This window comes from Streptomyces cacaoi (assembly GCF_006539165.1).
Lineage (GTDB): Bacteria > Actinomycetota > Actinomycetes > Streptomycetales > Streptomycetaceae > Streptomyces > Streptomyces cacaoi.
The window spans coordinates 39554-61288 of sequence record NZ_BJMM01000026.1 but is presented as its reverse complement, the minus strand read 5'-3'; the positions used below and the strand labels follow the sequence as shown (position 1 = coordinate 61288).

Sequence of the window (21735 nt, the reverse complement as noted above, 5' to 3'; positions counted from 1 at the left end):
GCCTTCGGCGCGGCCGGTCCCGCGGGCCTCGCGCCGGGCCCGGGCCCTGCGGCCGGGCGGACAACACTCTCCACAAATAACTACGCAGCGCATCGAATAAGATGCACAGCGCTATGTCAAAGACTGCGCTCATCGATCACCTGTACGAGGCTTGGCACCGGGGGCCCGTGAGCCCGCTCCGGCTCGGCTCCCAGGACGCCGTCCTGGTCACCGGACCCGAGGCCGTACGGCAGGTCCTCGTCCACGACGCCGCCCGGTGCACGAAGCGCTCGCACCGGGCGCGTTCCCTGCTCGGGGACGGTCTGATCACCGCGACCGGTGAGCGCTGGAAGCGCCAGCGCCGGGCCCTCCAGTCGCACTTCACCGCGGTCGGCGTACGCCGCTACGAGCGGCACATCGCCGGGGCCGCCCAGCACATCGCCGACCGCTGGGAACGCTGCGCGCGCACCGGCGAACCGACCGATGTCGCCGAGGACATGCGGTACTTCGCGCTCGACACCATCTGGCGGCTGCTGACCGGGACCCCCCTCGACGCCCGCACCCACGACGACCTCTCGCCGCTCGCCCGCGTCGTCGCCGCCCTGCCCACGCTCTCGGCACCGGGCCGCACCCCGTCCGCCGCACCGCAGACCCAGCAGACACAGCAGACCCGGCAGACGCAGCAGACACAGCAGACGCAGCAGACCCGGCAGGCGCCGGAGCGGGACGGCGCGGCCGAGGGGCCGGAGCGGGTGGAGGAGGCCGCGCGCCGCGCGGTGGCGGCGGCCCGCGCGGCCGGGCCGGGCGACGGACGCGGCATCCTGCACGATCTGCTCGACTACCCCGACCAGCTGCTGCGCGACGAGCTGGTCACGTTGATCGTCGCCGGTCACGAGACCACCGCGACCGCGCTCACCTGGCTGCATCTCCTGCTCGACCGGCACCCCTGGTGGCGCGCGTGGGCACTGCGCCGGGGCCCGGCCGGACACCGCGCGCTGATCACCGAGACCCTGCGGCTCTACCCGCCGGTCTGGCTGATCCCCCGGCACGCGGACGAGGACACCGTCCTCGACGGCCGGCCGGTCGCGGCCGGCACCCGCGTCCTGGTGTGCCCCTACCTCACCCACCGGGACCCGGCGCTGTGGCCCGCGCCGCTCGCCTTCGACCCCCGTCGCCCCGCGGCCCGGCCGCAGAGCGGCGCCTTCCACCCCTTCGGGACCGGGCCCCGCGCCTGCCTCGGCCAGCACTTCTCCCTGCGCGAGATGGAGATCCTCACCACCACCCTGCTGCCCCGTTTCGTCCCGCGCCCGACGGCCCCCGCCTCCCTCTCCCCCACGTTCGCGGCCACCCTGTACGCCGCAGGACCCTGCACGGCCACCGTGCACCCGGTGGCCCCCGACGGACCGGGCCCGGCCGCCCTGCCCGGCCAGGAACAGCCGCGCGACCGCGAGGGCGCCGGGTAGCCGGACGAGCAGCGGGCGACACGGCGACGGGCGGCGACGCGGCGAGCGGCGGGAAGGCCGTCGTGGGCGCGGGCGGGTTCGCCGTCGTCACCCGGACGGGGGCGGGACGGTGCGCCCGGCTCGCCCGTGCCGCCGGACGACGGTGCACTGGACGTACGGCCGCGCCGGCCGCGCCCCGCGCGGGACGTCCTGCGCGCGTGCGCGGTCCTCCGCGTCCGCCGGACCGGTGCGCCCGGCCGCTCACCCCGATACGCCGCAGGAGCCGCGATGACCGGCGAACTCCCCGTCGTCCGCAGCGCGTCCGCCGCCCCCTCGGCCGGGCCGGCGGCGCGTACCGACCGTGCCGCGCCGCCGTGCGCGGGCCTTCTGGTCTCCCTGATGGCCGCCTGCCTGGTGGCCTTCGCCGCCCTGTCGTACTACGTGCTCGCGCACGGCGCCGGCGCGGTCGACAACCCGGTGCTGCACGAGGCGGTGCGGCAGCGCGGCGACCTGCTCGACGCGTTCATGGCGCGGGTGTCGCAGCTCTCCGAGCTGCCCCTGAGCGTCCTGTGTGCGCTGGCCGCCGCGGGGCTCGCCCGGCAGCGGCGCTCCTGGCGTCCGCTGGTGCTGGTCGTCGCGGCGGGCGTGCTGGCCGTCCTCGTGGCGTCCGCCGCCAAGGATCTGACGGACCGCAGCCGTCCGCCCTCGGCGCTCTGGGGCGTTCCGGAGGACGGCTACTGCTACCCGTCCCGGCACGTCGTCGTCGGCACGGCCGTCCTGCTGATGCTGGCGTTCGTGTGGACGGAGCGGGTCGCCTCCCGGCGGGCGCGGACGACGGTGTGGGCGGGCACGGCCGCCGTGTGCGGCCTCGTCGGGTACAGCCGGATCCATCTCGCCGTGCACTGGCCGACGGACATCGCCGCCGGGCTGTTCCTGGGCGCGAGCCTGATGCTGCTCGTGCTGCTCGCGGCGACCCTCCTCGCCGCTGCCGCCGGGCCGCCGGTCACCGCCGCGACCCCCGCGGCCCGCCACCGCGACGTCGACCCGGGGCTGCCGCCACCGGGCGGCTGACCGGCCGGGCCGAACCAGGCGGCCGACCGGTCGGCCCGCCCGTGTCCGGACGCGTTCGCCCGCGCCCGGACGTGCCGGTCGGCTCACACCCGGGTGTGTTCCGGACGCCGAGGGGCAGACGTTCCGTGCTCGTGATCGTGTACGGAGACGAGGGGGCCGGCTGTGGCGGAACGGCGGCGACCGTGGTGGGAGAGGCAGTGGGCGCCCGACGCGCGGCGCACGGGCGGGGGCGCGGGCACGGGCGCACCGTCGTCCGGGACGCGCCCCGCGCTCGCGGGGCTGACAGGCGCCCGCCGGGCCCGCGGCGGCACCCGGGCCGCCGAGGCGCTCGGCGCCTGGGACCGTGCGCTGTTCCGGCGGGTGGCCGAGCGGCACTGGCCCCGGGCCGAGGAGGTGCTGCCCCGGCTGAGCCGCGGCGCCGACCACAGCAAGCTGTGGCTGGGCGTCGCCGCCGGCATGGTGCTCTCCGGCGTCGGCGGGCGGAGTGCCCGGCGGGCGGCGGTGCGCGGCACGGCGTCGCTGGCCGTCGCGTCCGTCGTCGTCAACACCGTCGGCAAGGGCGCCTTCCGCCGGGAGCGGCCCGTGCTGGACGAGGTGCCGGTGATACGGCGGCTGAAGCGGCTGCCGCGCAGCACGTCCTTCCCCTCCGGCCACTCGGCCTCCGCGGCGGCGTTCGCCACCGGGGTCGCGCTGGAGTCCCCCGGCTGGGGCGCCGCGGTGGCGCCGCTCGCGGCCTCCGTCGCGTTCTCCCGCGTCTACACGGGCGTGCACTACCCCAGCGACGTCCTCGCCGGGGTGACGCTCGGGGCGGCCTCGGCGCTGGCGGTGCGCACCGTGCTGGAGGCGCGGCGGCGCGTCCCGCCGGCGCAGCCGCTGGTCGAGGCGCCCGCGCTGGAGGAGGGCCGCGGCCTGTCGGTCGTCGCCAACCCCGGCTCGGGTTCGGCCGACCTCCTGGAGGAGGTGCGCAGGGCGCTGCCGCAGGCCACGGTCACCCGGTGGGAGCCGGACGCCGACGGCGGGGGCGACCTGCCCGCGCTGCTGGACGAGCAGGCACGCCGGGCCGCCGGACAGGGCGGCGCGCTGGGCGTGTTCGGCGGGGACGGCAGTGTCGGCGCCGCGGCACGGGCCGCGCACCGGCACGGCGTTCCGCTGGCCGTACTGCCCGGCGGCACGTACAACCACCTCGCCCAGGACCTGGGCGTCACCGGTTGCCAGGACATCGCGGACGCCGTGACGGCGGGCCACGCCATTGCGGTCGACCTGGCCCGCTTCACCCCGCTCCGGGACGACGGCGGGGCAGGCGGAACCGACGGAACCGGCGCGAGCGGCGAAACCGGTGGAACTGACGAAAGCGGCGGAACCGGCGGGACCGGCGGACACTTCGTCAACACCTTCAGCCTCGGCGCCTACGGGGACCTCGTCGAGGTGCGGGAGCGGTGGAGCGGGCGGGTCGGGCCGTGGGCCGCGGGGCTGATCGCGGCCGTCCATGTGCTGCGCCACTCCCGCCCGTTCGAGGTGCGGGTCAACGGGCGGCCCCGCTCGCTGTGGCTGCTGTTCGCCGGGAACTGCTCGTACCACGGGCCGGGCGGCGGGACCGGGGGCGCCCGGCGGTTCAACCTCGCCGACGGCATGCTCGACATCCATCTGGTGCGGGCGGGCCGCTGGGCGCGCACCCGCCTGGTGGCCTCCGCGCTCGCCGGGGTACTGCACCGCTCCCCCGTCCACGCCGCCGTACGCGGCCGGCGGCTGCGGCTGACCGGCGTCGAGGCCGGCACGGTCTGCTCCTACGATGGCGAGACGGCGCCCGCGCCCTCCGCCCTCCTCCTGGACAAGGAGCGCACTCCCCTGACCGTCTACCGCCCGCTCCCGCCCTGGCTCGACGGCCCGCTCCGCCCGGACACCTGACGGGAACGGGGGCGGAGAGGGGCGGCTCGCGGACGGTCAGCCGGCCAGCACCCGCGCGACGAACCCGGCGACGCGCTCGCGCACCTGCTCGGGCGTCAACCCGCGTTCGGTGACGAGGTGTTCGACGAGGTCGGCACGGACGGTGGCGAGCAGCGCGTCGGCGGCGAAGGCGCTCTCGGCCGCGCTCCAGCCGGGGATCCGCTCCAGGATGTCGCTCAGCGTGCGGTGCCACTGCTCGTAGTGCGGGGCCCGGTAGGGGCTGCCGCTGCCGAACTCCTCCAGGGCCAGCGAGAGATGGCGGTTGGCGAGCTTGAAGCCGAGCACCGCGTCGAGCAGCGCGGCGGCCCGCTCCCGGGGCGGCGTCCCCGGGCCGAGCGGCGGATCGCCCTCCTCGACCTGGCGGCTCAGCGGCTCCAGCCGGGCCGCCATCAGCGCGACCAGCAGCCCGGAGCGGTCGCCGAAGCGGCGGAAGAGCGTGCCCTTGCCGACGCCGGCGGCCGTGGCGACGGCCGCCATGGTCACCTCGGCGGGGCTCGCACAGCGGGCGAACAGCTCGTCGGCCGCGTCGAGCACGGCCTTCTCGTTGCGGGCGGCGTCCGCGCGCGGTCTGCGTTCGGGCACGGTTCCTCTCCTCCGTCTCTCCCCTGTCGTCCATCGACACCGTCGTCGCCATCGGCACCGTCATCGCCGTCGCCGTCGCCGTCGCCGTCGCCGTCGGCACCGTCGTCGCCGACGGCACCCCCTGTCAGCAGCGTCGGCACCGTCGGCGCCAGCCGTCCGCGGTGCCCCGTCGTCCGCGACGCCGCGGACCGGCCTTGCAAAAACGGACCGGCGGTCCGTATTGTTGCGGACGTCAAACGGACCGTCGGTCCGGATTCTAACCCGTGTCCGGATGCCGGCCGTCCCCGCCTGCACCAGGAGACCGCCATGCCGAGCGCCCCCGCGCCCCCGACCGACCCCGCCGCACTCTTCCGGCACAGCCTGCGTCTGCTGCTCGACAAGGACATCCCCGGCTGGGTCGCCCTGTGGGACGAGGACGGGATCATGGAATTCCCGTTCGCCGCCGAGGGGTTGCCGCGCCGGCTCGACGGCAGGGAGGCCGTCGCCGCCTATATGCGCGACTACCCCGACCACATCGACCTGCACGACTTCCCCCGGGTGGAGATCCACCGCACCACGGACCCGCGCGTCCTCGTCGTCGAGATGCGCTCCGCGGGCCGCATCGTCGCGACCGGCGCGCCCTTCCAGATGGACTACGTCGCGGTGGTGACCGTCGAGGACGGGCGCTTCACCCGGTACCGCGACTACTGGAGCCCGGCCACCGCCCCCGAGGGCTCCCTCGACTTCGCAGGAGACGCACGATGAGCACCGCACACCCCGCACAGGACCCGGCACACCACACGGACGGACCGGCGGACGGCTCCGTGCGCGACGCCGTGCTGGTCACCGGCGCGAGCGGGACCACCGGGAGCCGGGTCGCCGCCCGGCTCGTCGCACGGGGCCTGCCCGTCGTGGCCGCCACCCGCCGGGCCACCCCGGTCCCGGGAGCCCGCGCCGTCCGCTTCGACTGGACGGATCCGAGCACCTTCGCACCCGCGCTCGACGGCGTCGGACGGATGTACCTCGTGCCGCCCGTCGGCTCGACCGACCCCGCCGCCGCGATGCTGCCCTTCCTCCGGCAGGCGCGCGCGGCCGGGGCGCACCGGGTGGTGCTGCTCAGCGCGTCCTCGGTGCCGCGCGGCGGGCCCGCCGTCGGGCAGGTGCACGAGGAGCTGCCCGGGCTGTTCGAGGACTGGGCGGTGCTGCGGCCCTCCTGGTTCATGCAGAACTTCACCGGTGACCATCTGCACGCCCACAGCGCCCGCACGGAGGGCGTCATCCGGACGGCCACCGGCGACGGCCGCGTCGGGTTCGTCGACGCCGACGACATCGCCGACGTCGCCGTCCACGCCCTCACCGACCCGGCGGCGCCCCGTACCGACCTCGTCCTCACCGGGCCCGAGGCGCTCGACTACGCCGATGTCGCCGCCACCCTCACCGCGCTCACCGGGTCCCGCGTCGTCCACCAGCGGCTGACCCGCGACGAGCAGTGCGCGCACTTCCGCGACCGGACGGGCGTCCCCGGCCCGTTCGCCGCGCTCCTCGCCGACATGGACGTCGCGATCGCCGGCGGCGCGGAGGACCGCACCACGGACACCGTCCACCGCGTCACCGGCCACCCGCCGCGCCGCTTCGCCGACTGCGCCGCACGGGAGTTGGGCCTCCCGGCCCCCTCCACCGACCGCCCGGCGGCCCACTGAGGAGCACGGTCCGCCGGCGGCCACCGAGGAGCACGGCCCGCCCGGCGGCCACCGAGGAGCACGGCCCGCCCGGCGGCCACCGGGGAGCCCGGTCCGCCCGGCGGCCCCGTCACCGGCCCGCCGGATCCCTCTCCCGCGGTTCCGGACCGGGCTCGGCGGACCCCCGGGCGCCCCGGGGGCGCGGCAGCGTGGAGCGCGAGCGGCGCAGCAGCCGGGGCGTGCGCGGCAGGCGCGGCAGCCACCAGTTGGCGCGGCCGGTGACGGCCATCAGGGCCGGGGCCAGCAGCAGCCGGATGACGGTGGCGTCGATCAGCACCGCCATCGCCACCCCGACGCCGACGACCTTCAGCACCATCAGCCCGGAGGTGGCCAGCGCCGCCATGACGACGACCACGATCAGCGCGGAGGCGGTGAACAGCCCGGCCGTGCGCTGGACGGCGAGGGCCACCGCCTGCCGGGTCGGCGCGCCCCGGGCGTGCTCCTCGACGGTGCGGGACAGCAGCAGCACCTCGTAGTCCATGGACAGCCCGAAGGCGACACACAGCACCAGCACGGGTTGCAGCGTGTCGGTGACCCCGGTCGGCGTGAACCCGAGCCAGCGGTGCAGATGCCCCTCCTGGAAGACGAAGACCATGACGCCGAACGTGGCCGTCAGGCTCACCGTGTTGAGGACCAGCGCCTTCACCGGCAGCAGCAGACTGCGGGTGCTCCAGCCGAGCAGTGCCAGGGTGAGCGCGGCGATCAGCGCGAGGGCCGGTGCGAGCCGGTCGCGGAGGGTGTCCTGGAGGTCGACGAGCCACGCCTGGGTGCCGCCGACGAGGACGGGCGCCGGGGACGGCAGGGCCCGCACGTCCCGGACGACCCGGGTGCCCTCGGTGCTCTCCGGCCCCACGTCCGTGACGACGGCCGCCCAGACGCCCGCCGGGGAGGCGTGTCCGGCGGGCGGGCCCGCGACCCGCTGCCCGTCCCGGTAGACGCCGGTGGCGGTCTCCACCCGCCGCACATGCTCGATCCGCGACATCTTCCGTGCGTACCGGCCGAGTTCGGGCCCGTCCCGCTCGGCGTCCAGACCGGGCAGCGCGACCTGGACGGGGTGGAGTGCCTGGTAGTCGAAGTCGGAGCGCAGCGTGTCGGTGGCCTGCCGCACGGGCGAATCGCCCGGCAGGGCACGGTCGTCGAAGCTGCCGAAGCGGGCCGAGCCGAACGGCAGCACCAGCACGGCCAGCAGCGAGCCGAGGACGAGCACCACCGGCACGGGGCGGGCCATCACCCGGTGGGCGAGCCGGTACCAGCGGCCGTCCCCCGGGGACCGCGGGGTGCGGCGGCGCCGGAAGGACAGCGCGTCGATCCGGTCCCCGAGCAGCAGGACGGCCGCGGGCAGCGCGGTCAGCGCCAGCACCGCGCTCGCCGCCACGACGGCGATCCCGCCGTAGGCCACGGACCGCAGCATGTCCACCGGGAACACCAGCAGGGCGGCCAGGCTGCCGATGACCGTCAGCGCGGAGACGGTGACGGTGCGGCCGGTACGGCGCACCGTGGCCTCCAGCGCCGCGGCCGGATCCGGTGTCCTCGCTCTCTCCTCGCGGTAGCGGGCGAGCAGGAACAGGCTGAAGTCGACGGCCAGCGCGAAGCCGAGGGCCGTGGCCAGGTTCAGCGCGATCAGGGACACATCGGTGAAGCCGTTCAGCGCCCGCAGGAGGGCGGCGGCCCCCACCATCGCGCACAGCCCGACCATCAGCGCCAGCCCGGCCGTGACGACACCCCCGAAGACGACCACCAGGACGGCGGCGACCAGCGGAGCCTCCAGCAGCTCGGTGTGCACCAGGTCGTCCCTGGTCTGCTCCTCGATGGCCAGCCGGACCGGACTCGGCCCGGTCGCCCGCACCTGGAGGGGCCCGTGCCGGCCCGTCAGCGCGTCCAGCAGCGGCTGCACCCTCTCGTGCGCCTCCGACTCCGAAGCCGTCACCCGCACATGGACGACCGCCGCGTGGCCGCCGCGCCCCCGCAGGGCCGCGTCCCGGCCGGGCCAGTACCCGTGGACGGCCACGACGTGCGGGAACGTACGGGCCCGCGCCACCAGTTCGGCACCGGCCCGTGCGGCGTCGGGCGCGTCCACCGAGCCGGACGTGGTGGCCACCAGCGCCACCGACGGGCTGCCGCCGTGGAAGTCGCGGGAGAGCGTCTCGTCGGCACGCGCCGACTCGGCGTCCTCCACGGCCGTCCCACCGTGGTGCAGCTGCTCGGTCACCCCGGCCCCCGCCACCCCGGCCAGCAGGACGAGGCAGAGGGCGGCCAGCAGGGTCAGCCGGGGCCGGCGCAGCGTCAGCCGGGCCAGACGGGCGAGGGGGTCGAACGCGGGGCGTTTCATGAGTGCTCACTTGCGAGGGAGGTGTGGGGGGAGGTGCCCGGGGGCGTGGGGGGGCGCCAGGGGCGTGCGCGCCGGATCGGGGGCGGCGGCCGGACCTGTGTGCGGGCCCGGGCGGAGTCAGTCCGGCGGCGCTCCCTCGGGGGCGGGCGCTCCGGCGGACGGTCCGGAAGAAGGGGCGGAGGACGCACCCTCGGACGCGACGGCGGACGGACCGGAAGGAGGAGCGGCGGACGGGCCGGAGGAAGGAGCGGCGGGCGGCTCGGAGCGAGGCGCGGGAGGCGGGGCGGCGGAGGGGCCGGAGGGTGCGGCCGGGAACGGGGTGGCGGGCCGCTCCGGGCGTGGGGGCGGGGCGAGTTCGTCGAGGGCTTCGCGCCAGTACGCGGCCAGGTCGCGGGCGCCGGGCGTGGCGGCGTCCACGGTGAAGGCGCACACGGCCCGGCCGCCGTGCAGGCTGAGGACGGGCTGGTACGGGAAGTGGGCGGGCAGGCAGTTGAGGCCGGTGAAGTGCCGGGCGGGGCGCCCGGCGAACCCGACCTCGCCGGCCAGCGGAAGCACGGTGGTCTGCACACCGCAGCGGGCGTAGAGGCGTTCGGAGAACCGGCGGGTGGCACCGGTGCCGAGCCGGCCGAGCGCCCGGGCCAGCGCGGAACGCACCGCCGGGTCCTGATAGCGCCGCACCTCGCGGGCCAACAGCTGTGCCCTGCGGCCGAGATCGGGCTCGTCCCAGGGAACGGGCAGCCGCACGAGGGAGTAGCGGTTGCCCCGGTAGGGCCCCGACCGGGTGTCGGTGAGCGAGACGGGCAGCGCGATACCGCGCGAGCGGCGCTCCCGTGTCCACCCGGTCACATCGGTGCTCCGGCAGGCGTGCGAGAGCGCGCTGAGGTGCACACCGAGCACCGAGCACCCCCATTCCGCGGCGGCGCCGCGCAGTTGGGCGGCGGGCACTGTGACCGCCGAGACGATCCGCCGCCCGGCCCGCTCGGCGGGTGGCAGCGGACGGCGCGGCCCGGGCAGGAACAGCCGTGCCGAGTCGGCGGCGTGCCGCAGCTGTGCGCCCGCGCGGGCCCGCGCCTGCCCCGGTGCCTGCCCCTGCACCTGCCGCTGTGCCGGGGCGCGCTCGGGGGGCGGCGCCGCCCGGGCCTCCTGCGCCGCGTGCGCCTCCCGCGCCGGGCGCGCGGAAGACGGGGCGGCGGGCGCCGGGCGTTCGGTGTGCGCCGCGCGCGCCGCGGCCTGAGGAGTGAGCGCGAACAGCACTCGCAGCAGCAGGGCGAGGCCCACTCCGTCGTGCACACCGTGGTGGACCCGGTGGAACAGCAGATATCCGTCGTCCCCGTGGCCGTGCACCAGCCACAGGCCCCACGGCTGTGTGCCCGGCACCGTCAGATTGGGCAGCGCGTCATAGGCGCGCCGCCGGCTGTCGGGGCCCGGCGGTACGGTCAACTCCCGCACCTGACCGGCCACATCGAGCTCGCCGTAGAACGGCGGCAGCAGCGCGAGCCGCTCCCGGACGTGGGCGCGTACCGCGTCGAGCGCGGGCGCGGGGCCGTCCATCTCCAGGGCGGCGCCGATGTACAGATAGTGGCCCGCGCCGTCGTCCTCCATGTCCAGGATGACCCTGTCCACCGCCGGGAACGCGGCGGTGCCGGCCGCAACCATGCCTCTCCTCACCTCTCCCGGTGCCTGCCCGGCGCCCCGCGCGGGTGCCGGTCCGTCACGCGCCGGACGCCAGCCGGGGCCACACCGTGCTGGTACCGGCCCAGGCCAGGCCCGCTCCGAAGGCGGCGAGCACGGTGCGGTGCCCCGGCCGCAGGGCGCCGGCGGCGTTCGCGTGGTCGAGCAGCAGGGGGACGGAGGCGCCGCACGTGTTGCCGACCTGTTCGATGTTGGACAGCCACTTGTGCTCGGGAAGCGCCAGGCTGCGTGCGAGGGCACCGGAGATCCGGGCGTCGGCCTGGTGCAGCGCGAACCGGTCCACCTCGGCCAGCGGCCAGCCCGCCCGCGCCGCCGACTCCTGTACGGCGGTGCTCATCCGGCCGAGTGCCTGTTTGAAGACCTCTCTGCCGTCCATCCGCAGATAGGGCAGGGGAGCGCCGCCCGTGCAGCGGTAGCGGTCGAGCGCGCCGCCGCCGTCGGCCTGGATCAGATGGCGCCGCCCGCCGTCGCTGCCGAGGACGAAGGGGCCGAGAGCGCCGGGTTCGGCCGCGTCACCGGCGCGCAGCACCGCGGCGCCCGCCCCGTCGCCGAAGATGGGCGCGGTACCGGGGTCGTCCGGGTCCAGGAGGGCCGACATGGTGTCGGCGCCGATCACCAGGACCCGCTCGAAGGTGCCGGCGGCGAGATATCCGGCGGCGGCCGACAGGCCGTGCAGGAAGCCGGCGCACGCGGCGGAGACATCGAAGGCGGCGGCGCCCGTCAGGCCCAGTTCGGCGGCGACCTCGGGGGCGCCGGCGAGACCGAGATGGTCGGAGGTCACCGTCGCGAGCAGCACGGCGTCCACACGCGCGTGGCCCTGCGACTTCAGTGCCCGCGCACCGGCCTCGACGGCCATCGCCACGGTGGCGGTGCCGGATGCGGCGCGGCGCCGGCTGCGCACCCCGATGCGCTGCTCGATCCATGCGGCCGTGACGCCCAGCCGGTCGCACAGCTGCTCGTTGGGCACCTCGACGGGCGGCAGCCACGACCCGAGCCCGCACAGCACGGCGGCGGGACGGCCGGTTTCCGCGCCCCCGAGGTCTCCCCCGGCGGCTGCGCCGGCGCTTCCCCGGGCGGCTCCCTCCGCGCTCATCGGACCACGGGCTCGCCCCGCGCCCCGGAGCCCGACCGGGCCTCCAGGAACGCGGCGATGTCACCGATCGTGCGCAGCTCGTACAGCTCGTCCTCGTCGACGGTGACGCCCAGTTCGTCCTTGAGGACCATGACCAGCTCCGTCACGGCGAGCGAGTCCAGCCCCGCCTCCTCCGGCGTCGCCTGGGGCGTGATGCCGCCCTGGGGCAGGTTGAGCCTGGTGACCAGCGTCTTGTGAAGCCACTCGTACATGGGGTTCCCTTCGCGCCCGAGGCGCCCGGCGGGTGGACGCCCCGCCGTACGGCGCCGAACTGTTGCTCAAGACGGCCATTGTGACGGCGGGCACAGGGACAACTTCCGGATACGGAACAGGAACACACGAACAGGCGACCACAGCGCACGGACGGCCGCCGCGCTCAGCCGGTCCGCTCCCGCGCCCCGCGCGCGGGGACGGACGCGGGGCGCACCAGGACCGTCGGGCGGTGCGCGTCCGGTGCGAAGCCGACGCTGGCGTAGACGCGTGCGGTGCGCGGCCCGGTCGCGAACGCCACCAGTCCGACACCGTGTTCGTCGGCCCAGGCCAGGAAGTGCCGGCGCAGCCGCCCGAGGGCTTCGGGGCGGCCCTCCGGCCCGGCCAGCAGCCCGGCGCGGTACCAGTCGCCGCCCCGCCCCCGCAGCCGCCGCACCGTCCGGCGGGCCCGCCACACCTGCACGAACGCCGGTGCACAGCGCGCCAGTTCGATGAGCAGGAGCGCACCGGCGAGCAGCGAGGCGACGGCGAGCGCGAGCGGCCAGGGCCCGCCCAGCGCGAAGGTCGCCGCGGCCACGGCCAGCGGGGGCAGGGCCACCACCGCGAGCAGCCCGGCGACGGCCGCGGTCGCCACGGCGCACCCGGCGGCCGCCGTCAGCCGCCGTCGCCGCGCGGGCCGGAACCCGGCGAGCGCGACGGTGGCCCCGTCGCACACCAGCAGGCCCCCGCGCACCCGTGCGGACAGCAGCGGCACCGCCCACAGGGCGTAGACGACGGGCCAGGTGAGCGGGGTGAGGGGCCGGCCCAGCCGGCGCGTCAGCAGCCGTCCCGCGGCGAACGTCTGCCGCCAGCCGGGGCGCAGCCGTGCCGGAAGGGGCGGGCTGTGCCCCGTGCTCTGCGTCATCACCGCTATCAACCCCTGGACGCCCGGCCGGACGCGACCGCTGACGGAAGCCGTCCATTCTGCTGGCCGGTGCGCGCCGACACGTGCTTCTCACCCGTCGGGGCCACGAACGGGCAGCAGGGGGAACGCAGTTGCGAACCGGGGTCAGCCCGGCGGCGGTGCCGGCCCCTCCGGTTCCCCGGGCTCCTCCCACTGGGTGCGCAGCCGCCGCAGATGCCCGCGCATACAGCCTTCGGCCGCCTCGGCGTCGCGGGCCGACACCAGGTCCAGGAGGCGTTCGTGTTCCTGTGCGGACTCCATCAGCTGGCCGCTCTCGGCGAGCCGGGACAGCCCGTAGAGCCGGGAGTGCCCGCGCAGATCGCCGACGACCTCCACCAGCCGTCTGTTCCGGCCGAGTTGGAGCAGGCCGAGATGGAAGCGCCGGTCCGCCTCCAGGAAGGCGACGAGATCGCCCCGGCGGGCCGCGGTGACGATGCGGCGGGCCACGGGGCGCAGCTCCTCCAGCGCGGAGAGATCGGCGCTGCGGGCTATCTCGCCGACCGTCGGCACCTCGATCAGCTCCCGCACGGCCAGATAGTCCGCGAGATCCCGGCGGGACAGCTCGGTGACCCGGAATCCCTTGTTCCGGACGGGTTCGACCATGCCCTCGCGCACGAGATCGAGCATCGCCTCGCGCACAGGCGTGGCCGACACCCCGAAGTCGGCGGCCAGTTGGGGCGCGGAGTAGACCGTGCCGGGACGCAGCCGGCCGGCGATCAGCGCCGCGCGCAGGGCGTGCGCCACGTGCTCGCGGATGCTGAGCCGCTCGGGGACGGCGGGCAGCTGGAGCGGGCTCTTGGCGGTCATGTGGCGCGCTGCTCCTCAGCTGGCGGGGCGAACCGACGGCCGGTGGTGCCGAGTGGGAGCCGGTCGGACCGGGCGGACAGGATCGGCGGGATCAGCGGGATCTCCCGCGCTGGGCGATCGGGCCGATCGTACGACAGGGGTACGACAGGCGCTCCGGTGCGGAACGGGCCTCCGTGCGGGTTCCGGAGCGATGTGATGTGTGAAATTGTACTGCCCGCACAGCGTGTCCACGTCAAATGCGGGCAGCTCGGGCCGCGGAGCCGCGGGCTCGCGTGCGGCTGCGTGAACCGCGCGCGGCTGCGTGCAGCCGGGTGCCGGCTGGGTGCCGGCTGGGTGCAGCCGCACGGACGCGCACGAGCGCACGAGCGCCCGGCCGCGTCCGCGCTCGCGCGCCCCGGCCCGCGCCGCCCGCACACACCCCACAGGAGTCCCGGATGATCCGGAACAGCCGAAGACGTCGCACGACACCGCTGCTCGGCCGGACGGCAGGCGCCGCCGCCCTGGCCCTGCTGTCCGCACTGACGCTGGGCCCCCTCGGGCCCGCGTCCGGCCCGCTGGGCCCGCGGCCCGCCGCCGCCGCTGACCGGACACCGGCGCACGCAGCCGCCCGGCACCCTGCCGGCGCACGGCTCGACACCCCGTCCCCGACGGCGGATTCCGCACGGCTGCCCGAGCCCGGACCGATGACCGCCGGAGGCACACCGGACACCGCGGGCCGGCGCCGCGACGGGCTCGACGCCGCACACCGCGCCCCGTTCGCCGCCACTCCGCGCACCGCGGCACCGGCCGACGGCTCCGCGCGGACGGCCACGCCACCGCGGCCCGGCCACCCGAGGCCCTCGATGCGCCGGGCCGGCGGGGCGGACGACCGGCCGGGAAGCCGGGCGGAGTGCGCGCCTGAGGACTTCGGCGGCAGCACCGGCCCCGCGCTGGTCGACCTGATCACCTCGTCGACGACCGCGTGCGTCAACACCCTCTTCTCGCTGACGGGCACCGACGCACGGGGCGCCTTCCGCGAGGAGCAGATGGTCACCGTCGCCGACGCGCTGCGCACCGGCTCGGCCGGCTACCCCGGCGACAGCAGCACCGGCATGCCTCAGCTGGTGCTGTATCTGCGCGCCGGCTACTACGTGCACTGGTACCACGGCCCGGACGTGGGCGAGTACGGCCCCGCACTCACCGCCGCCGTACAGGGCGGCCTCGACGCCTTCTTCGCCGCCGAGCACGCCTGGGACGTGACCGACGCCAACGGCGAGACGCTGGCGGAGGCGGTGACGCTGATCGACAGCGCCGAGCAGAACGCGCGCTATCTCGGCGTCGTCACCCGCCTGTTGAACGGCTACGACAGCTCCTACGACGACAAGTGGTGGATGCTGACCGCCGTCAACAACGTCTACACGGTGCTGTGGAGGGGCCATCAGCTGCCGGAGTTCGTCGACGCGGTGCGCGCGGACCCCACCGTGCTCACCACGCTGCACGACTTCGCCCGTGAGCACCTCGGCCTGCTCGACGGGGAACGCGCCCATCTGACGGCCAACGCCGGCCGGGAGCTGGGCCGGTTCGTCCAGCACACCGCACTGCGCGAGACGGTGCGCCCCCAGCTGAGGGACCTGTTGGACGCGACGTCGATGACCGGGCCGACGGCTCAGCTGTGGGTCGGCGTCGCGGAGATGGCCGACGCGTACGACCGCGACAACTGCGCCTACTACGGGGTGTGCGATCTGCGGCAACGGCTGCGGGAGGCCGTGCTCGCCGACCGGGACGAGTGCAGCGCGAGCATCACCGTCACCGCGCAGTCCATGGCGGCCGGCGACTTCTCCGCGGCGTGCACGAGCCTGAACGGGCAGGACGCCTGGTTCCACGACGTGGCCGGCGACCGGGGCCCCGTCGCGGACGACCGGAACACCCGGATCGAGGTGGTGGTCTTCGACTCCAGCACCGACTACCGGACCTACGCCGGAGTGCTCTTCGGCATCGACACCGACAACGGCGGCATGTACCTGGAGGGCGACCCGTCCGCCGAGGGCAACCTCCCCCGCTTCATCGCCTACGAGGCGGAATGGCAGCGCCCGGATTTCCGGATCTGGAACCTCAACCACGAATACACGCACTACCTCGACGGCCGCTTCGACATGTACGGGGATTTCGAGGCCGGGGTGTCCACGCCGACGGTGTGGTGGATCGAGGGATTCGCCGAATACGTCTCCTACGGGTACCGCGGACTCCCGTACGAGGAGGCGCTGGAGGAGGCGGGCAAGAAGACCTACACGCTCAGCGAACTGTTCGACACCACCTATGAGAACGGCGACACGACGCGCGTCTACCGCTGGGGCTACCTCGCCGTGCGCTACATGTTCGCGCACCACCCCGGCGATGTGGACACCGTGCTGGCCGCCTACCGGACGGGCGACTGGGCCGCGGCCCGACGCCATCTGAAGGAGACCATCGGCACCCGCTACGACGCCGGCTTCGCCTCCTGGCTGGACACCGCGGCGAAAAACTGAGGCCCACGCGAAAGGAAATCACTCAACAATCGCAGCTTGTTGAAAGCCGAGCGGGCCTTGTTGGACAACTTCTCACCGTCCTGGTCTTCTTGAGGCCGAAGCGGGGAGAGCCGGAATCCCTGAGCCGGCCTCCCCGCCTTCCCCCTTTTTCCCTCGCCGACGGAAAGCTGCGCCATGGCCAGGACCCCGAAATCCGCCCCCGCGACCGGCGAAGCACACACCGCTCCCGGTGGCGATTCCCGCCGGTGGTGGGGGCTGGTGGTCATCAGCATGGCGCAGCTGCTCGTCGTCATCGACGCGACGATCGTCAACATCGCGCTGCCCTCGGCCCAGCGGGACCTGGGCATGTCGGACGCCGACCGGCAATGGGTCATCACCGCCTACACGTTGAGCTTCGGCGGGCTGCTGCTCCTCGGCGGCCGGATCGCCGATCTCGCCGGGCGGCAGCGGGTGTTCGTCGTCGGGCTCGTCGGGTTCGCGCTCGCCTCGGCCGTCGGCGGCGCGGCGCCCGAGCCCACCGTCCTCTTCGCGGCGCGTGCCCTCCAGGGCGTCTTCGCCGCGGCCCTGGCACCGGCGGCCCTGGCGCTGCTCTCCACGATGTTCACCGACCCGCGGGAGCGCAGCAGGGCCTTCGGGGTGTACGGCGCGCTCAGCGGCGGAGGCGCCGCCGCCGGGCTCCTGGCCGGCGGTGTGCTGACGGAGTACCTGGACTGGCGCTGGTGCCTGTACGTCAACGTCCCCGTGGCGCTGGTGGCCGCCCTCGGCTCCGGGCTGCTCCCCCGCGACCGCGGCACCGCCGGGCCCTGGCGGCTCGACCTGCCCGGCGCCCTGCTCGGGTGCGGCGGCCTGGTCGCCCTCGTCTACGCCTTCGCGCGGGCCGAGCACGGCTGGGGCGATCCGCTGGTGCTCGGTCTGCTGCTGCTCGGGGTGCTGCTGCTGGTGGGCTTCACCGCCGTCGAGCGGCGCTCCGCGCATCCGATGCTGCCGCTGCGGGTGGTCGCCGACCGGGGGCGGGGCGGCTCGTTCCTGGCCGTGGCCCTCTCCCAGGTCGGGCTCTTCGGGCTGTTCCTCTTCCTGACGTACTACCTCCAGGTGATCCTCGACTACCCGCCCGCGCTGACCGGTGTGGCCTTCCTGCCGCTCGCCGTCGGCATCGGCCTCGGCTCGTCCGTCATCGCGGCACGGCTGCTGCCGCACACCCAGCCCCGGTTCCTCATCGTGCCCGCGCTGCTCGTCGTCGCGCTCGGCATGGGGCTGCTCACCCAGCTCAGCCCGGGGGCGGAGAACATCTACCTCCGGCTGCTGCTGCCCGCCCAGATCCTCATCGGGCTCGGCATCGGCTGCGCCATGATGCCCGCCATGAGCACGGCCACGGCGGGGCTCGCGCCGGACGAGTCGGGGGCCGCCGCCGCCATGGTCAACAGCGCGCAGCAGGTGGGCGGTTCACTCGGGCTGGCGCTGCTCAACACCGTCTCCACCTCGGTGACGGGCGGCTACCTCGCGGCACACGGCAGGTCACCGGACGCCGTCGCGGCGGGTACCGTCCATGGCTACACGGTGGCCATCGCGCTCTCCGTCGGCATCCTGGCCGTCACGGCGCTGCTCTCCTGGATCCTGATCAACACCCGCCCCGCGGTGGACGCGACCGGAGCGCCCACCGACGCCGGGGACGGCCCGCGGCCCGCGGCCGACGGCGCCTCCTGACAGCGGGGCCACCACGCGGGCAGGCGGGGCCCACGGTCGCCCCGCGGCCGGTTTCCCTCCGTTGACAACCTCCGCTTGTCGCATGACAGTTGACGGTTGTGGACCTGGATCTGGACCTCGCGCTGGTGCGCTCCTTCGTGGTCACGGCCGAGGAGATGCACTTCCGGCGCGCCGCGGAACGGATCGGCATCACCCAGCAGGCCATCTCGCAGCGGGTACGCCGGCTGGAGTCGCAGCTCGGCGCCGCGCTCTTCCACCGCGGCCCCCGCAGCGTCGAACTCACGGACGCCGGGCAGCGGTTCCTCGGGCCCGCGCGGGACGTGCTCGCCGCCGCCCGCGCCGCGGCGGAGGCCGTCCGGCCCCCGGTCCCGCACCCCCTGCGGGTCGATGTGGTCGACGGCCGGCTGGCTCCGCTGCACCTGGTCCGCGCCCTGCTGGAGGAGGACCCGGCGCTGCCGGTGAACCTCAGCATGCGGCAGGCGCTGCACGCCTCGCTGCCCGCGCTCGTCCGCGGGGAGATCGACTGCGCCTTCGGCCGGGTCCATCCCGGCGCCGGTATCCCGCCCGAGGCCACCAGCCGGCTGGTGCGCCTGGAGCCCGTCTGCGCGCTGCTGCCCCGGACCCATCCGCTGGCCGACCGGGACCGGCTGACCATGGCGGACCTGCGGCAGACGGGGATCTGGATGCCGCACTACGGCCAGGAGTCGGAGTGGAACGCCTTTGTGCGGCAGCTGGCCGAGGAGTTCGGGCTGTCGCTGACGTTGTCGGGGCCGGCGCTCTCGGAGGAGCACTTCGTCGAACTCCTGTGGGAGCACGGGGAGATGGCCTGTCCGGGCGGGGCCGACGTGTCGTACAGTTATTCTCCGGACATCCGTTGCCTTCCCCTGGTGGAGCCTCGGCCCGTCTACCCCTGGTCGCTGGTGTGGCTGCGGCAGCACCGGCACCCGCTGGTACAGCGCATGATCGGGCTGGCCCGCGCGGCCGCCACGGAATGGCTTGCCTGCGACCCCTCCAGGGACTGGCTGCCGGGCCCGGACCGCGCCCTGCTGGGGGTTTTCGAGGGCACACCCGGCTGATCCGGCCATCATCACAAGGCTTCCACCGGCCAACTGCGGCCGATAACAACCGGTTTGGGACATGGCGCCGCGGGAAACCCGAGGCGGCGCCGTGGGGATCTCCCGGCGCCCCGGCACCGTCCCGGGGCCGGTCTCCCCGGGAGGAACAATCCGTTCCGGCCACTCCGGGCAGAACGCGGCAATCATGAGCCCGCCTTTCCTGTCAAGGCGATCCCGCGACGGCCGGTACCGCCCGTGCCCTGAAACGTCCCCGCCGCCGGCGATGTAGTGTCGACACAGAAATGCGGGTTCCACCGCGTTGCCGAAATGGCGTGCCACCGACGGCATTTCTCGCTCCCTTTCTCACTCCCTTCTTCTTCCCTTCCGGCAGCGGCTCCTCCTGCCCTGCCGCCCTCGACTCGTACGGACCCTTCGGAAATCCTGTGGTGGTGGTCGAGTGTCCAGCGGTAATCGAATCCACAAAGGCGCGGTCATAGGCGCGACGATCGCACTGTTCTCGGTGCAGTGCATATTCTCGTCGGCTGCTTCGGCCGGTGCACACGCGCCCGGGAAGGCCGTCGGAAAGAACGGCGGTATCACCGAGAAGGCCATAGCGAAGCACCTGGAAAAGTTCGAGAGCATAGCCGAAGCCCAGGGCGGCCACCGGGCCTCCGGAACCCCTGGGCACCGGATATCGGTGGACTACATCGAACGCCTGCTGAAAAAGGCCGGCTTCACGACCGAACGACAGCGCTTCCCCTTTCTCTACACGGAAACGCTGAAGGAGAAGCTCACGCTGCGGGACGGCACGTCGCCCGACGTCGTCGTCACCGGCTACTCGCCGTCCACACCCAAGGGCGGGACGGCGCGGCAACTCGCCGTACCCGGCGGCCCCCGACCGGCCACGGGATGCTCGGCGGACGACTACCGGGGCACTCCGGTCTCCGGGCGGACAGCACTCGTACAGGCAGGTGCGTGCGACATGGACACCAAGGAACGCGTCGCGGCCGATGTGGGCGCCGGCGCCGTGCTCGTGGCCAACACCGGCCCGGGTGAGCTGCACTCCTGGCTCGCCGAGCCGGGGGAGGCGCGCATCCCCGTCGGCGGCGTCTCGGCGACGACCGGGCAGCGGCTCGTGCGGGAGGCGGCAGCGGGACGCCCGGTGCGCCTGGAGCTGCGCTCGCTGACCGAACGGCGGACCACCGAGAACCTGATCGCGGAGAGCCCGCGGGGCGATCCGGAGCACACGGTGGTCAGCGGCGCCCATCTGGACTCCACACCGGACGGGCCCGGCATCAACGACAACGGCGTCGCCGCCGCCGTGCTGCTGGAGAGCGCCCTCTCCGCGGCCCGCGCGGGCGGTCCCGGGCCGGCGAACCGCCAGGTCTTCGCCTTCTGGGGCGCGGAGGAGTTCGGGCTGCTCGGCTCGGAGCACTACGTCGACGCCCTGTCGGCACCGGAGCGGGAGCGGACCGAGCTGTATCTCAACCTGGAGATGATCGGGAGCCCCAACTACGCGCTGTTCACCCTCGATCCGGACGCCACCGATCCGGTCTCGGGGCAGCGCCCGGCCCCCGGCTCCGACCGCATCGCCCGCCGGCTGACGCAGGCGTTCGCCGCACAGGGCGCCGCCTCGCGGGACGCACCGGCCGACGGCCGCTCCGACTACGTGCCGTTCCTGGCGGCCGGGATACCGACCGGCGGGCTGTACGGCGGATCGTTCGAGGCGAAGACCCAGGAGCAGGCGGAGTTGTGGGGCGGCGCCGCGGGGGCGCCGTTCGACGCGTGCTACCACCTGCCCTGCGACCGGACGGACCACTACAGCCCGCGTGCCGCGCTGCTGCACGGGCGCGCGTTCGACGAGGTACGGCGGCACTACGCACGGCATCCGCTGCCCGGCCCGGAAACCGGTGAGAACGGCGAGACCGGTGAGTCCGGTGAGGCCGGTGAGTCCGGTGGGACCGGTGGCGCGGGCGGCGCGGGAACGGGAGGGGGCGGGTATGCCGGGCGGGACTGAGCCACGGCCCGTGGTCGGGGCGCTCATCCGGGACGCACAGGACCGGGTGTTCGTCCAGCGCCGGTCCCCGGACCGGCGCCTCTTCCCGGGCTGCTGGGACGTCGTCGGCGGCGCGGTGGAGTACGGCGAGGACGCCCTGGGGGCGCTGCGCCGGGAGATCGCGGAGGAGACCGGCTGGCAGCTGCGCCGGGTGCTCGCCGAGGTGTCCCGCCAGGAGTGGACGGCCGGCGGCGTCCGGCACATCGAGACGGACTTCGTCGTCGAGGTGGACGGGGACCTGACCTCTCCCCGGCTGGAAGCGGGCAAGCACACCGACTTCGCCTGGGTGGGCCCCGGCGGGCTCGCCCTGCTCGACGAGAACACCCGTCGTACCGGGAGCACCTTCATCAAGGACCTCGTGTCCGCGGCACACAGATGGCTCGCCACCACCGCACCGGAGCGGGGCGGCAGAGCGGGCTGAACGACCGTCGGCCGCCGGCGGCGACTGGAAGGCCGGCGGCCGTCGGTGGCGGCTGGAAGGCCGGCATTCGCCGGTGGCGGTCGCAAGGCCGGCAGCCGCCGGTAGCGGTTGGAAGGGCCGGCAGCCGCCGGTGGCGGTCGCAAGGC

The 21735-nt window shown here is 75.1% G+C and carries 17 protein-coding genes; 10 read left to right on the top strand and 7 right to left on the bottom strand.

The genetic code is table 11. The features are described from left to right. The first annotated feature begins 113 nt into the window (after window positions 1–113). From SCA03_RS22550 to SCA03_RS22540, 3 genes are all read left to right on the top strand, one after another. Window positions 114–1442: a cytochrome P450 gene (locus SCA03_RS22550; protein ID WP_230988853.1), complete on the top strand. Its 1329-nt coding sequence runs from the start codon at window positions 114–116 to the stop codon at window positions 1440–1442. 267 nt (window positions 1443–1709) lie between these two features. Further along, entirely contained in the window at window positions 1710–2492 is a 783-nt protein-coding gene (locus SCA03_RS22545; RefSeq protein ID WP_051845959.1) for a phosphatase PAP2 family protein, read from the top strand. 279 nt (window positions 2493–2771) lie between these two features. Next, entirely contained in the window at window positions 2772–4397 is a 1626-nt protein-coding gene (locus SCA03_RS22540; protein ID WP_086814764.1) for a bifunctional phosphatase PAP2/diacylglycerol kinase family protein, read from the top strand. A gap of 36 nt (window positions 4398–4433) precedes the next feature. On the opposite strand, the gene SCA03_RS22535 is transcribed toward SCA03_RS22540, so the two are convergent. Next, window positions 4434–5018: a TetR/AcrR family transcriptional regulator gene (locus SCA03_RS22535; RefSeq protein WP_086814762.1), complete on the bottom strand. Its 585-nt coding sequence runs from the start codon at window positions 5016–5018 to the stop codon at window positions 4434–4436. A 306-nt stretch (window positions 5019–5324) separates the two neighbouring features. On the opposite strand from SCA03_RS22535, the gene SCA03_RS22525 reads away from it, so the two are divergent. Continuing rightward, window positions 5325–5762: a nuclear transport factor 2 family protein gene (locus SCA03_RS22525; protein WP_086814760.1), complete on the top strand. Its 438-nt coding sequence runs from the start codon at window positions 5325–5327 to the stop codon at window positions 5760–5762. Further along, window positions 5759–6697, top strand: coding sequence for an NAD(P)H-binding protein (locus SCA03_RS22520; protein WP_086814759.1), 939 nt, complete (start codon window positions 5759–5761; stop codon window positions 6695–6697). Before SCA03_RS22525 ends, SCA03_RS22520 begins: the two co-directional genes overlap by 4 nt. Before the next feature lie 109 nt (window positions 6698–6806). Here SCA03_RS22520 and SCA03_RS22515 read toward each other — a convergent pair whose 3' ends face one another. From SCA03_RS22515 to SCA03_RS22490, 6 genes are all read right to left on the bottom strand, one after another. Continuing rightward, window positions 6807–9065 (bottom strand): MMPL family transporter, encoded by a 2259-nt coding sequence (locus SCA03_RS22515; protein WP_141275609.1) that lies wholly within the window; start codon window positions 9063–9065, stop codon window positions 6807–6809. Window positions 9066–9182: 117 nt separating this feature from the next. Next, a complete protein-coding gene (locus SCA03_RS22510; protein ID WP_141275608.1) occupies window positions 9183–10721 on the bottom strand; it encodes a wax ester/triacylglycerol synthase domain-containing protein in 1539 nt (512 codons plus the stop codon). A 55-nt stretch (window positions 10722–10776) separates the two neighbouring features. Further along, complete coding sequence (locus SCA03_RS22505; protein ID WP_086814943.1) at window positions 10777–11850, bottom strand: beta-ketoacyl-ACP synthase 3; 1074 nt, start codon at window positions 11848–11850, stop codon at window positions 10777–10779. Next, on the bottom strand, window positions 11847–12101 hold the full coding sequence (locus tag SCA03_RS22500) for an acyl carrier protein (protein ID WP_030885393.1): 255 nt from the start codon (window positions 12099–12101) through the stop codon (window positions 11847–11849). The genes SCA03_RS22505 and SCA03_RS22500 overlap by 4 nt, the downstream gene beginning before the upstream one ends. 164 nt (window positions 12102–12265) lie before the next feature. Beyond that, window positions 12266–13003 (bottom strand): hypothetical protein, encoded by a 738-nt coding sequence (locus tag SCA03_RS22495; RefSeq protein WP_086814944.1) that lies wholly within the window; start codon window positions 13001–13003, stop codon window positions 12266–12268. Window positions 13004–13147: 144 nt separating this feature from the next. Then, the gene (locus tag SCA03_RS22490; protein ID WP_030885401.1) at window positions 13148–13849 is read right to left on the bottom strand and encodes a GntR family transcriptional regulator; all 702 of its coding nucleotides are present in this window, start codon (window positions 13847–13849) and stop codon (window positions 13148–13150) included. A 434-nt stretch (window positions 13850–14283) separates the two neighbouring features. Between SCA03_RS22490 and SCA03_RS22485 the strand changes: the two genes are divergently transcribed. The 5 genes from SCA03_RS22485 (at window position 14284) to SCA03_RS22465 (ending at window position 21589) form a co-directional block, all read left to right on the top strand. Next, complete coding sequence (locus tag SCA03_RS22485; protein ID WP_086814945.1) at window positions 14284–16353, top strand: collagenase; 2070 nt, start codon at window positions 14284–14286, stop codon at window positions 16351–16353. 174 nt (window positions 16354–16527) lie between these two features. Next, entirely contained in the window at window positions 16528–18057 is a 1530-nt protein-coding gene (locus SCA03_RS22480; protein ID WP_086814946.1) for an MFS transporter, read from the top strand. Window positions 18058–18155: 98 nt separating this feature from the next. Next, the gene (locus SCA03_RS22475; RefSeq protein WP_086814947.1) at window positions 18156–19133 is read left to right on the top strand and encodes a LysR family transcriptional regulator; all 978 of its coding nucleotides are present in this window, start codon (window positions 18156–18158) and stop codon (window positions 19131–19133) included. A gap of 499 nt (window positions 19134–19632) precedes the next feature. Then, on the top strand, window positions 19633–21129 hold the full coding sequence (locus tag SCA03_RS22470; RefSeq protein WP_170223846.1) for a M28 family peptidase: 1497 nt from the start codon (window positions 19633–19635) through the stop codon (window positions 21127–21129). Continuing rightward, entirely contained in the window at window positions 21113–21589 is a 477-nt protein-coding gene (locus SCA03_RS22465; protein ID WP_030885416.1) for an NUDIX domain-containing protein, read from the top strand. Before SCA03_RS22470 ends, SCA03_RS22465 begins: the two co-directional genes overlap by 17 nt. The last annotated feature ends 146 nt before the right edge of the window (window positions 21590–21735 follow it).